Source organism: Fulvivirga sp., from assembly GCF_040220315.1.
Lineage (GTDB): Bacteria > Bacteroidota > Bacteroidia > Cytophagales > Cyclobacteriaceae > Fulvivirga.
Genome location: NZ_JAVJUY010000231.1, coordinates 1 through 13,633 on the forward strand (window position 1 = coordinate 1; position 13,633 = coordinate 13,633).

Genomic DNA, 13,633 nt, shown 5'->3' on the forward strand with positions numbered 1-13,633 from the left:
AGATCAATCAGCACTTAGTAGTTTCAATAATTAAAATAAACCTAAAATGAAGGAAGCGTTACTAAAATTAACATGTATTCTACTTTGTTTGATTGTTGTCAATTGCTCTAGCAGCGATGACGCTAATGATCCAACTCCCCAACTGCCAGAAGCTGGTGAAGTATTAGGTTCAGTCTCAAATATTGAAGCAAAAGACCTGGGCAATGCTGGAGATGCTTCTGATTTGGTAATATCATTTTCAAAACCAAAGGAGCTGGAGCTAATTAAAGAATTCAGACTTTTTTTAGTAAAGGAATCAATGTCAGACCAATTCGACTCTTTAAAATCACTAACAAACAGCAACTATCTCATTATTCAAAAAACTGCTTCTACATTCACTATAAAACTACCTTCAGAATTTCTAGACATTGAAGGTGATATTATAAAAGAGAATACACCATATGTAATTTTTGTACTCTCCTTAGCCATTGATGACAGTAATTTAGGCGGAAAGCTTTCTAAATCTTCCCCGGTAATTGAACTTGCTCAAAAGAATTTGGTTCGTACAATTGCTCGTATCAATGCAGGATCGGGCGGTATGGATGTTGACAATGATGGAAACATCTATATGGCTGATTTTGGATCTTCCACCAGTGGTAATCCATGGGGCACTAAAGTTTATAAAATAACCCCTCAAGGAGAAGTCTCAATTTTTGCGGATGGGTTTCTTGGAGCATCGGGAAATGATTTCGATTTAGAGGGCAATCTTATTCAATCTAGTATTGCGGCCGGAACAATTCACAAGGTTACACCATCTGGAAATGTTTCAACAATTGCATCAGGTCTTCAGGCACCAGTAGGAGTTGTAGTTGCACCCGATGGGGATATGTTTATTTGTAATTGTAGTGGAAATTCAATCAGTAAATTAACTTCAGATGGAGTGATGTCTACTTTTTCAAGTGGAGGTCTTTTTACTTGTCCTAATGGCATCGACATGGACAGTGATGGTAATTTATATGTGGCCAATTTTAATAATAGCATTTTGGTGAAAATTGAACCGAATGGAAAAGCAAGCAATTTTGCCACATTGCCAGCTCAAAACAATGGCCACCTCCTAATTAATGACAATTATATTTATGTAATCTCCCGTAGTCGCCATCAAATACATCGGGTTTCATTCACCGGGCAAGTAAGCCTCTTTGCTGGAAACGGGCAGCGAGGCATTATCGATGGATCCTTAAGTGAAGCGTCATTTTCTCTACCAAATGACTTGGCATTCAGCGCTGATGGTAAATATATCTATATCAATGATGTGGATGGTAGCAATCCTAATGGGGGAGTGATCAGCCCTGTTGCAATCAGGGTAATCGAACTTGTAGAATAAACAGCATTCAGTTGACAATAGGAATCAAGCAGAACTTGATAAATCCAATGTACAACTAAATAACGAGTACCATGAAAATTAATTTACAACTTTTATTAATCTCACTTACAGCTATAGTACTGTTTAAGTGTGATTCAAATGATTCTGAAGATCCTCAACCACCACCAATTGAATTATCTTTTGCCGAAGGTTATCCAAGAATAGGCAGTTATACTCAAAATAGCGGTCGTGTCTCAGTAAAGGTAAATAAGGAAAGTACAGTATTTTTTATTGTACAATCAAATTCAATTCCAAACCCAACACCAGAGCAAGTAAAAAATGGCACGGATGGCAATAACGGTACACCGGTTGATATTGGTCAAATTAACGCTGAGGCTGATAAAGAAATGGTTCTAGAGTTTGACAACCTGACCCTATATGATGATCATATTGTGGCAATTACGGTGTCTGATGGTGAGTCAGAAATCTCTGAAATCCTTATACTAGAAAATAAGCTTACTATAGCTGTGGAGCAGGCGAAGGAACTGCCTCATCTTTATACACTGATAGTGAATATAGAGAATGAGATAATTAAAGAGGAATATTTAAATGGCCAAACAATGACAGATCCTCAGGATGTACGGTCTGTAACAAAAGGTATTCTGGCATTATTGTGTGGTCAGGCAATTGATGAAGGGTATTTTACACTTGAAACTACATTAGGCGAATTCCTTCCTGCCCAATACTTAGACGGTTTGGAACAGGCAAAGAAGGATATCACAGTTCGGGATTTACTTACTATGTCATCTGGTTTGGCTTATAAAGAAAACGAATTTGCAGCCTGGACTCAAGTTGAAGATGAGATTGTGGCGCTACTTTCCAGAGACCTAATTTCAGAACCGGGCACTACTTTTGACTATAGTACTCCCAACCTGCAGATGTTGTCCGTAATTTTTCAGGAAGCAACAGGTCAAACAATTTATGATTATGCTAAAGAAAACCTATTTAGCCCATTAGGCATTACAAATTCAAACTGGATACCTTTTGAAACAGGCTATTATTTAGCGGGCGGCTTTAGCTTTATTCCGGCTAGAGGAATGATGAATATAGGCCTTATGGTAAAGAATGGAGGTGTGTTTGATAATCAGCAAATTGTTCCGAAAGAGTTTATAGATGAGATGTTAACACCACAATTTAATTTCAGTTCCTATTTGAATACTGGACCAGATGCCGAATCCAAATGGTTTGGATATCTGTGGTGGGATATCAAAATGGCAGGTTTAGATGGGTATATGACAGCAGGTTATGGTGGACAAAATATTATCGTTTTTCCAGAGAAAGATCTTGTGATTACAACGTCTTCCGTTGCTACAGTAAACGGTACAACAGCGGACCAGCAGCAAAGAGATAATTGGTCAGCAATTGCAGCTATTGTTGAGTCTTTAAATTAATCTGATATGAAATACCACATAATTATTTTATCTGTTTTATTGGCATTGGTACCGGCATGCAGCGAAGATGAAGATCCTCCCACAAACAATGGAACAGGAACTGGAACCGGTAGTGTAGATGATGATAAATCACCTTCACCCCCTGAACCAATTAAGTTAGCTTGGCCTTTGGCTCACAATCTTGATGACGGCCTTTTTCTTATGAACTACTTTGATAATCAATCAGGCTCAGGCAAGAGGGATCACATGTGTAATGGACACACCTATGATGGACATACAGGAATAGACATCAGTGCGTATAGTTTTCAGGAAATGGATAGGGGATACCCTATTTTATCAGCAACGGATGGTGAAGTGGCATTCGTTGATGATACTAATTACGATAGAACCTATCAAACTCCCTATACTCATGACCCAAACATGATCCAAGTAAAATACGCAGATGGGAGGAGTTTGTGGTATGCTCATTTAAGAACCAACTCCGTTTCTGTAAAAGTTGGTGACCAAGTGAAAAAAGGCCAGATTTTAGGTATGATTGGTAGTTCAGGAGCTACTCCTTTCCCTCACTTGCATTTCGAAATACGTGAAAAGAACAATACACCGAGAGATCCATTTGATGGTAATTGTAATTCGTTTGTAGGTATTTGGGAAGAGCAAACAGAGTATAAGGGATCGGATGAAGTGAAAATTTATGACTTTGATATTACCTTAGATAATATACCTAATGGAACATACCAATTAGAAAGTGCCCTTAAAATACGCAAAGAAGAACCTGCAAGGCCTGCTATTGTAAGTTATGATGAGAGCAATATTAAAGTGTGGCTTTTTTATCAAGGCGCATTTGGTGATTATAATGTTATTATAAATAAACCTGATGGTAGTGAATTTATCTCAAAATCTACGACAATTGGCCTTAGAAGCTTTGCATGGGATGTTCATGAGTTTGAATTCTCATCTGTCACAAGTGATGATCAGGGTATTTGGGAACTAATTGTAGAATTTCAGGGCATAAAGAAAGTGATTAATTTCGAAGTAGGTGAAAATACGGACTATGGACCAAGATTTTACCCGCTTAGAGGAAAAACTATTAAACTGGAAAAAACGAATACAAGTAGCTTTTCATTTCAAAATCATAATGCAGATGATCTAACTTTTGAATTACTAAATGCGCCAAGCGGAACAATTATAGAAGGTAATTCAATATCAATCGGTTCTTCGCAAAATTCTAGAAACCATTTCTTTGAATTGGTAGCAACCGATGCAATTGGAAGAACAGACACCATGTTTTTTCATACTATTGACTATAGTAAGCCACCTAAATAGATTTATTAAAGCCAGCTAACGAAAGTTGCTGGCTTTTTTGTGGAATTGAAATAATATTAAAACATCGAAATCCCCAAAGTAACTGAGGTTGTACCACTTACTAAAAAATGAAACTAATTCTACTAATATTGTCAAATCACTTCAGGATGTATCCAATAAAAAAGCAAACAATGCTGTAGTACATACCCCTCTATCGCGCCTTGTTAGGAAGGGATATTTAAGTGTACATTGGGAAGCAAGTAAGCCCGTCAGAGGCGGAAAAAGGCGAAAGTCATATCAACTTACAAAAAAAGGGGCTCAGATACTGTCCGAGTCCCTTGAGATTAAGTTTAAGTTTTGGCAAGAAAGTAAGGAGAACATTAATAATCAATAAAATACTCAAGTAACGGATCTCTACCGTTTTTGTAATCTTCCCAAGTAAGTGGTATTTCTATCTCAGGGAATAAACCTGGAGTATCTTCTTCAATGAATTTACGGTAAACGCACGCGGTAGACCCTGGGATTTTACTGTTTGGTAAAGTGAATCCACAGTTATCCTGGTAGCCGTTCGGCCTTCCACTGGTTGGCTCTCCAATCAACGTGCCGTTCAGTTGCTTCACAAAATCAGTAGCATTAGATACTGCAGCGGAGAAAGTGCCTTCCCCTATTCCAACATATACTTTGATTCCGCTCTTTTTGACTGCTTTCTCAAGTGTGGGTAAAAAATGTTTTCTCACCCGAATGAAATCCCCACCACCATTTCTTCTTAAGTCTATCAGCAGATTACCCGAAGTGTCTTCCTTTATTGCTTTGCGAATGATCTTTCTGAATTTTTTAAACACTTTGGTCGGTGTGTAGGTTGAGAATCGAAAATAGAGGAGATGATCCAATTGCTTTACCCACAGACCCTGGCCACCGTTTGCTCCAAACTCATTTTCTCGTTGCATATATAAAGGGCGTTCGTCAAAAGCGTTTACCCTTTTAACTTCACTTAACTCTTCCCTAGAGTAAGTAGGTAAGGTCAAATCATGTACCTCGCCATTATCTAACTTCAACTTATATGTTATATTGCTCGATTCTTGAATGACTCCCAGTCCATTCAACATCTCCCGAACACTCAAGTAATAAGCAATCCAACCATTAGAAAATATTTCTGTCTCATGTTTTGGGATCACACCTTTTAGTTTGGTCTTTACTTCCTCAAATGGTATCTCATTAACAGCAATTGGAATAGCTCCTAAATATTTAGCATACTTCTCATGAATAACCACTATTCTAAATTGACCATCAATCATATTGAAGCTTATGGGTGCACGATGATAGGAATCAAACGGCCGAAGATTGCAATGTCCCTGACCTAATGAAGTCGTTAATTTAAGAAACGCGACCAGCTTTTCATTGTCAGACATAGAATGTAAGCTGGATTTAATCGTTTCAAAATTCAGATTGAACTCCTCTTCTGTAACAAACAAAAAAGGTTCCGGATGAAGGGTGGTTAACTGTTTCTTCAAATATTGAAGGTCTTCAAGAACTTGCTCATTACTCAACCCTTCAAATGGAGATTGGGCAAATGACATCATACTGATACAAAGGACTTTGATAAGTAGAATTATTCTTTTCATAATATTTTTGATTTTGAGTTTTATCGAAACAAATTATGATATCAGAATACCGCGACCATGAAAATACTTCTATGGTTGTCCAACTCTATAAAGTCGAACTTTTGGAATACGCCAGAGGGGTTGTATTCTCCTTGAGTTTGAAATAGTGATAAAAAGAGGACTTTGAATTGTAACCTGCCATTAATCCAATCTCGGACAATTTCAAATGACTTAAATCGGGTCTTTTTAACAGTTTTTTTGCCTCCTCCACTCGGAGTTCATTTAGGTATTGGGAGAAGTTTGTGTTAAACTCTTCATTGATGACTTGTGATAAATAGTGTCTGGAAATATCAATCTCAACGGCTAATTTGTCCAAGCTTAGGTTGGGGATTGTATACCATTTATTCACTCTCATCTCATGGGATAATTTTCTCAGTAGTTCTTTTTTTATCTTGTCATCCAGGGGAGACTCGGCATACTTTCTTTTAAAGATGAATGAGGCAGGATATCTTAAAGCAAAATAGGATATGCCATATACATATAGCATGATGATAATTGCATAATATGATTCGTTTCCGGCAAGTGGAAAAAGGAACGCAATGACTCCATAACTGACAAAGCATGCCACATATCCCCAAATAAAGAACTCTATCCAAGAGTTGGTTTCAGGATTTTTCCTGTATTGAAAGAACGTGTAAGATGTGTAAATACCCAATTGAGATAAGGTAAGAATCGCATGTATGGACAGGGGGTACTCTTCAGAATACTGAACAAGATTAGAATAATTTGATGCATATAAACTGGATAGTGAATCCCAGTAGGTACCTACTAAATAGATGTGCCAAAGGCTGTAAAGTAAAAATGGAATTAAATGAATATACTTCCCGAGTATTGGTCGGTTCGTAGCTTCACAGTATGTAAAGTAGACAAGAGGGCCTACAAGAAATGTTAACGGTTCCGAAAAGTTTCTGAGGATCAATATATGTTTCATGACCCCGCTTTCATTAAGAAATATTTCAAAAATCACTGTAAAAATGACCAACAAGAAATAACCTAGGCTTTTCACCGGAGTAGGTTTCAAAATGAAATAAACCCCTAAAACCAAGGCATGCAATGCGCCTGCAAGCAGAACTAATGACAAGTTATTGGTTACAATCATCTCTTAACATTCTTTTCGAATTAAAGAGATAAAAGAAGCTTACGAGTTGCATATGATAAGAAATATTTCACGAAACCGTAAAAAATAAGCAATTAATGACAAATTTATTATTCATCTAACGAAATTCAATTTTTAATTAAACAAGTTCTAAATCATAATTTGACTTAGTAGATATATCTATTTTTGTGTTTTTAAGAATTTAATTTCGAATTTTCGAATGCACCTGTACCTATATTCGACTTTGTTATGCCAATATTAGCATATGGTATTGGTTTCATGCTTTGCTTATCAAGTATTTGCCCATTTATTGTTACTTGAGCTTTCACTATTTGGCATACAGAAATTAGTGTTAGTAATATATAAGTTCTCATAGTCTTGTTTTTTACTGGTGAGACAGTGTCGAACTTTCAAATGTTTAAGATGAAGAAAAACGAGCAATATTTGACAAATAATACTGACTAATGGGTTGTGAGCGAATATAGAACCAACTGGTAATCTTGTTCTGAAATATTGCCTTGAGGTGCATAGAGACCCATTTCTTCATCAAAAAAGAAATCGGCTATATACATGTCACTACTTAAAATTACTTCAGATTTACCACCCTTAGATAAATGCCAGATGCAATTGCTGCCACCAGCAGAAGATAAATAATAGCCATTATCATAAGCTGGTTGAATTCCATCAAAATCATTGATAGAATCTGTAGGAATTATCTCAATCTCCTTAGAATATATATCAATACTAGCCAACCCTTCACCGGCTACTATTAGCTTGTTGCCTTTTGATATAATGCCATTGGCCCATAGAAGTCTGGTTGAATCAACTATCCAATTTATTAGTTGATTATTTTCAAATTTATATATCGCATGATGATTAGACGCTGTTAAGTAAAATTCTCCATTATCCGTAATCACAATGTCATTTAAGCCTGGAGTTTGAGTGCTCTCAATCGTATAAAAATTTAATATTGTTCCTTTGTTCACATCAATTTCAACCAAACGATTAATATCACAAACATATAATCTCTCGTTCTTTATAGCCATTCCGGTTGGCCTGAATAAGCCTGAAACCCACAATGAGTCAATCAAATCGCCATCTAAAGAATACTTGGAAATAAACCCTAAACCTTTAAAATTATATTCAGCTGAGTTACTTACATATAGCAATTTGTTTGGCCTATCTAACAAAACTGATTCGCATTTTACTAAACCCCGATTTGTAATCCATTTTATTTCAAAGTCAACTTTTTGAGAATCACTACCAGATCCGTTGCGTTGACAGGAAATCACAAATAACATTATAAAAAAGAAACAGACATGTAATTTCATTTTACCAATGATTGTATAAGATGTTAGAGGATTAAAATAGAGAATATTTGGTTGAATTGACTTTGTTTCAGGTTTATTGATCTTCAAATAAGCAATATTTGACAAACCATTCAGCTCAGTGATTTGTACCTAGCAATAGGCATTGATCAAAATAGCTATGAACAGAAAAAGCTTTATTAAATCCATTGGTATAGTAAGTCTATTTCCGGATTTCACTTTTAATAAACCAGTCCAAGCAAAGGATGGTAATACTAAGATTGATCTTGGTTTAATTGAGGAATTTGTAAAGGCAGGTCATAATGATTTAGCTAAGGTTAAGTTAATGCTTGAAGAGGAACCAAATCTTCTTTATTGTAGACATGACTGGGGGAATGGCGATTTTGAAGAAGCAATTGAGGGTGCTGGACATGTTGGCGACAAAGAGATAGTTTCTTATTTAATGGATAAGGGAGCCAGGACTAATTTATTTATTTTGACCATGCTTGGAAGAGAAAAGCTAGTGAAACCTATTTTAGAAGCATATCCCAAGTTAATCTTTTCGAAAGGGCCACATGGTTTCAGTCTATTGCATTATGCGAATAAGGGAGGTGAGGAAAGTCAGGATATGGTAGATTTTCTAACAGAGCAAGGGTTGTTAGAAACAAAGTTTAAGAGATAAGTAACTTTTGACAAACCACTTTGACTTCAATGATTATTGAATACACTAACTTCAAATGACAGCTTAATAGTAAAATCATGTTTAGAAACTACTTCATTACGGCATTTAGAAGCTTACATAAAAATAAAATGTACTCCTTTATTAATGTTATGGGGTTAGCATTAGGTATGTTGGCTTGCTTTTTCATACTCCAATATGTGGTTTTTGAACTGAGTTATGATACCCACCATAAAAATTCTGAAACCATATATCGAGTAACGTTAAATTCAGAATTGAATAATGACGGTGCAGCAATGATGGCAACCAATTTTATTACAGTTGGCCCATTGTTAAAATCAGAGTTTGAAAGTATTGAAGATTATTTAAGAATCTACTATTTAGATAGGCATGCAATTATTAGGCATAAAGATGATGCATTTTCACAAAAGGGTATCGTGTATGCTGATCCTTCAGTTTTTGATTTTTTTACCTATTCATTTCTAACAAATGATAGCAAAGGCCAACTGGAGAAACCCAATACAGCAATTATTTCGAGCTCATTGGCTAAAAAATTATTTGGTACTAATGAGGCTGTTGGTGAATTTATTCAGCTAAATGAAGAAACAAACAGTTTCGATTTATTAATTACTGGGGTATTTGAAGATGTGCCACATAACACACACCTAAAAACTGAAATGGTTGTCTCCTTAAGTACAATAGAAAACTTAAGGGAAACTAAATCCAATGAGTGGAGGTGGCCTCTATATTTAACCTATATACGAGTCGGACCAAATTCTGATATTTCAGATATAGAAAATTCATTCAATGCATTCGTTGACACTTATTTTTTAAACAATCGCGATGGACTGGCCTATTCCCTTGGTTTGCAACACATAGAGGATATTCACTTATACTCAAACCTGGCGTATGAAATAGAACAAAATATCAGCGCTAAACTTGTTTACTTTTTATTAATAACTGGAATCATGATTTTGGTTATTGCTTACCTGAATTTTGTCAACCTCAGTACAGTTAAATTTCTTGAGCGGTTAAAAGAAGTAGGAATACGCAAAGCCCTTGGTTCAAATAAACTGTCCCTTATTTATCAGTTTTTGGTGGGGTCATTTTTGTTGAATTTGGTAGCCATGGCGTTGGCCATTCTGTTAAGTTTTATTCTCGCTCCATATTATACTGACATCACAAGTGTATCGATTGAAAAATCCTTAGTTACCAACCATCTCTTTTGGTTGATTGTATTCTTAACAATAGTTGTAGGAACAATTTCAAGTTCATTATATCCAGCTTATCGAATGGCCTCATCGGGCATCATCAATTCATTAAAAGGTATTTCTTCAAAGGGTTTTGGTTCTAGCAGGTTAAGACAAATTATGGTGGTAATTCAATTTGCCTGTTCTATTGGTTTATTGATCATAGCTTATGCTGTTTATGAACAAATTGAATATGTTCAAAATCAGCCTCTGGGCTTTCGACTTGAGCGGCAAATTATAATTGAAAGTCCAAGATTGGAAACCCATAAAAAGAAGGAAATTACCACCGATCCATTTATTCAAAAGTTAGTAAATCAGGCTTCAATAACGGGAGTTACGGTCTCTTCCAGTGTCCCAGGAATTTGGACGAGCAGAATGAGTAATGTTAAAAAAGTTGGCAAACTAGATAATAATGACGAATCCTTTTATTTAATAGGGGTGGATGAAAATTTTATGCATGTTTATGATATACAAATACTAGCGGGTAGAAATTTCAATAATTCTGATCAGGATAATCAAGTTCTTGTTTTGTCAGAATTGGCAATAAGAGAGTTGGGTTTTACTGACCCCGAAGATGCAATATCCCAAAAAATTGAGTGGAACAACAAAGTTTACGAAATAATTGGTGTTGCTAGTAATTATCATCATTATTCATTACGTGAAAACATTAAGCCCTTTGTGTTTCAATTAGACTTATTGCAGAAAGAATATTACACAATTAATTATTCCAAACAATCAGATTTAGACTTTTTAGTAGATGATCTAAGAGCCAGCTGGGCATCTGTTTTTCCGGAAAGCCCTTTTCAATTTTTCTTCTTAAATGAATCATTTGCTAAACAATATGAATCGGAATTAATGTTAAAGAAGATCGTAGGCTTTTTTACACTTCTGGCTTTGATTATTGCCTGTTTAGGTTTATTTGGATTGTCATCTTATACAATTTCCAGACGTACAAAAGAAATTGGTGTAAGAAAGGTTTTGGGATCTTCCGTTTTAAACATTGTTGTACTAATTCTTAAAGATTATGTTAAGCTTGTATTCGTTGCTGCATTAGTAACAATTCCATTCGTCACCTACCTGATTTATCTCTGGCTCAATGAATTTGCATATAAAACACCTATTAAAATTTCTTTCATACTATGGCCTACTCTTACAGTTGTAGCTATTGCATTATTAACAGTGAGTTATAAAACTTTTAGAGCAGCCAGAATTAATCCAGTAAGATCGTTGAAGTATGAATAGTATAATTCAATAAACACTCAAGTAGATATCTGATAATAGGATGGCGAAATACCAACCATTTTTTTGAATGTTTTACTAAAGTGATAGATGTTTTGAAAACCAGATAAATTGGCCAAATCTGTAATACTTAACGTTTTGTTGGATCTCAATTTTAGTTGAGAAAAACTAATTCTTTTTTGGAGTATATATTGCTGAGGCGTAAAACCAAATGCCTCCTTAAACTTTCTTATAAAATTGAATTTTGACATAGCTACACTGTTTGCAAGGTACTGTACATCTATCTGCTTTTGATATTCATTTTCAATGATAACCCTGGCTTTCAGTAGCTTAGTTAGTACATCTTTTTTTGTGTTTTTTTTTGAATAATGAATGGCATTTCCCCAATCATGAAGCTGATGGATGTAATTCATTATCGCTTCAGAAATTAAATTGACATGTAAAGTTGACACTTCATCAAAGCAAAGATTTGAATAATATCCAGATGTTATCGGTATCTTAATCTCCATCATGAAATCCAATCCAGAAAATTTGTTTTCTGTACAAAATTCAATAAAAACCCCTTTGGAGGGCATAACTGTTTTTATTTGCACTAGTTGTGCAGGCGAAATAATTATAAATTCCTGGCGAGTAAGGTATTCAATTTTCTGTAATGAACTAAACTCCAAATTGATAGCTCCCTGATTGAGTATTAAAAGTGCGCAGTTTTTCTTTTTTATAATACCATTTAGTTCGTAACCTTTAAAATGAGTGATAGTAGTTTGATTAAAACTATTGAATGGTTTATGTCCGTTATTCATTATTATTGAGATTGACCAACCGGAAAATGTCACAATAGTCATTCTCAATAAAGTTGTGGGACATCATTTACCAAAAACGGAACCATTTTATTGATTCATTTCTCATTGGTATATCTTATTTAATGGCTTTTGTCCGGCTCGTATTAGTGCCGTTATGCTAAATTTGAACCCATGACACTTTCAATGAGTGCCCTTGTATTTCTGCTAATGGCCATTAATGGCCTAATATTCACGGGCTTGGCTTTTTATTTTAAGGAAAAGCTTAGCAATAATTGGTTTGTTGCTATTTGCCTGTTGTGTTTTTCAATGATGTTTCTCGACATGTTTATTAGAAGGACACCTGAAGTTTATACGCTTTACCCAAATTCTTATTTTTTGTTCACGTTCTCGCATTATTTAATAATGCCAAGTTTCTTTTTGTTAGTTAGAAAATTAACTCAAGGTTATGGTTTTAAAAAGTTTGATTTTTTACACCTCATCCCAGCTATCGTGGTCTATTATTATACAGGCATATTTAATTTTTTGAAATACAATAGTGAAATAAAGTTAACAGCATATGCCGGTAAGATTGAAGCTCCTTCTCCAATTGCGGCAACTCTCATTTTCGACTTGCAGATTCTGGTTTGTTCAATATTAATTATTGAAACTATAAGAAGGCAATATGATCTGAGTTACAAAAAAATATATTCTAAGTTGGCCGATTGGTTAAAGTGGTTTTTAGCATTAAACAGTTTATACCTGGTTCTCTCAATAACATTCATGATAATTCTAATTACAAGTAATCAGTATTTTTATATAGCAGATACAGCCAAGAACTATCTATTCTTTCTATTCATATATGGCTGGCTGATTCTTATTATATCTAATCCTAATGCATTAAAATATCCAATTAAGGATGTTAGAATATGGGATGATAAACTTGTTAACCTGGATGGTAGTATAAAGGAAATTGTAGATTGGATAATTGAAAGCGAGCTGCACTTAGACCCTAATACTCAGCCATACAACATTGCCAAAAGCTTAAAATTATCAACTAGAAATTTGAGTGAACAAGTAAATTCAAAACTGGGTTATTCAATACCTATGATGCTTAATTTATTGCGTATAAAAGAAATGGAAGCCAGGTTAAGTAATCCGAAGTTTAATCATTACACCTTGATTGGAGTGGCCAAAAGTGTGGGATTTAAAAGTAAAACTTCTTTTTACAGAGCTTTTAAAGAGTTTAGTGATGAGAAACCATCTGAGTATTTTAAAAGAATCAAAAATATGGTTTAGTGATTACTACACTTGTTAATTTTAATTGGCCAATTTTAGATAATTCGATATCATACTAACGCCAACTCTCATCAGTACGCAGTTTATAGTCCTAAATTTTCATATACTCAAGGAATTATTGACATTCTTTGTTAACCGAATGTCAATAATTCATTTGTCAATTATTGCTAATTTTCTACTTCTCAGAACTTAAAAAAGTATCCTTCGTTGGGCTTTAATACAAAAGTTGAA

At 34.9% G+C, this 13,633-nt stretch carries 11 protein-coding genes; 7 read left to right on the forward strand and 4 right to left on the reverse strand.

From position 1 onward, the window contains the following. Positions 1 to 46 precede the first annotated feature (46 nt). From RLO81_RS11120 to RLO81_RS11135, 4 genes are all read left to right on the forward strand, one after another. Positions 47 to 1,363 (forward strand): NHL repeat-containing protein, encoded by a 1,317-nt coding sequence (locus tag RLO81_RS11120; RefSeq protein ID WP_350111471.1) that lies wholly within the window; start codon positions 47 to 49, stop codon positions 1,361 to 1,363. 71 nt (positions 1,364 to 1,434) lie between these two features. Further along, positions 1,435 to 2,793, forward strand: a complete 1,359-nt coding sequence (locus RLO81_RS11125; protein ID WP_350111473.1) for a serine hydrolase domain-containing protein — start codon at positions 1,435 to 1,437, stop codon at positions 2,791 to 2,793. A gap of 6 nt (positions 2,794 to 2,799) precedes the next feature. After that, positions 2,800 to 4,116, forward strand: a complete 1,317-nt coding sequence (locus RLO81_RS11130; RefSeq protein WP_350111475.1) for a M23 family metallopeptidase — start codon at positions 2,800 to 2,802, stop codon at positions 4,114 to 4,116. An 88-nt stretch (positions 4,117 to 4,204) separates the two neighbouring features. Continuing rightward, on the forward strand, positions 4,205 to 4,489 hold the full coding sequence (locus RLO81_RS11135) for a PadR family transcriptional regulator (RefSeq protein WP_350111477.1): 285 nt from the start codon (positions 4,205 to 4,207) through the stop codon (positions 4,487 to 4,489). Here RLO81_RS11135 and RLO81_RS11140 read toward each other — a convergent pair. The 3 genes from RLO81_RS11140 to RLO81_RS11150 all read right to left on the reverse strand — a co-directional run bounded on the left by RLO81_RS11140 (position 4,476) and on the right by RLO81_RS11150 (position 8,270). Then, positions 4,476 to 5,717 (reverse strand): S41 family peptidase, encoded by a 1,242-nt coding sequence (locus tag RLO81_RS11140; RefSeq protein ID WP_350111479.1) that lies wholly within the window; start codon positions 5,715 to 5,717, stop codon positions 4,476 to 4,478. The genes RLO81_RS11135 and RLO81_RS11140 overlap by 14 nt on opposite strands. Before the next feature lie 85 nt (positions 5,718 to 5,802). Then, on the reverse strand, positions 5,803 to 6,837 hold the full coding sequence (locus RLO81_RS11145) for a helix-turn-helix domain-containing protein (RefSeq protein WP_350111481.1): 1,035 nt from the start codon (positions 6,835 to 6,837) through the stop codon (positions 5,803 to 5,805). A gap of 476 nt (positions 6,838 to 7,313) precedes the next feature. Continuing rightward, positions 7,314 to 8,270, reverse strand: a complete 957-nt coding sequence (locus tag RLO81_RS11150) for an SMP-30/gluconolactonase/LRE family protein (RefSeq protein WP_350111483.1) — start codon at positions 8,268 to 8,270, stop codon at positions 7,314 to 7,316. Positions 8,271 to 8,340: 70 nt separating this feature from the next. Between RLO81_RS11150 and RLO81_RS11155 the strand changes: the two genes are divergently transcribed. Beyond that, positions 8,341 to 8,841, forward strand: coding sequence for an ankyrin repeat domain-containing protein (locus RLO81_RS11155; RefSeq protein WP_350111485.1), 501 nt, complete (start codon positions 8,341 to 8,343; stop codon positions 8,839 to 8,841). Positions 8,842 to 8,918: 77 nt separating this feature from the next. Next, positions 8,919 to 11,330, forward strand: coding sequence for an ABC transporter permease (locus RLO81_RS11160; protein WP_350111487.1), 2,412 nt, complete (start codon positions 8,919 to 8,921; stop codon positions 11,328 to 11,330). Between the two features lie 17 nt (positions 11,331 to 11,347). Here RLO81_RS11160 and RLO81_RS11165 read toward each other — a convergent pair whose 3' ends face one another. Beyond that, a complete protein-coding gene (locus RLO81_RS11165) occupies positions 11,348 to 12,127 on the reverse strand; it encodes a helix-turn-helix domain-containing protein (protein ID WP_350111489.1) in 780 nt (259 codons plus the stop codon). A gap of 171 nt (positions 12,128 to 12,298) precedes the next feature. Between RLO81_RS11165 and RLO81_RS11170 the strand changes: the two genes are divergently transcribed. Next, a complete protein-coding gene (locus tag RLO81_RS11170; RefSeq protein WP_350111491.1) occupies positions 12,299 to 13,402 on the forward strand; it encodes a helix-turn-helix domain-containing protein in 1,104 nt (367 codons plus the stop codon). Positions 13,403 to 13,633: the final 231 nt, after the last annotated feature.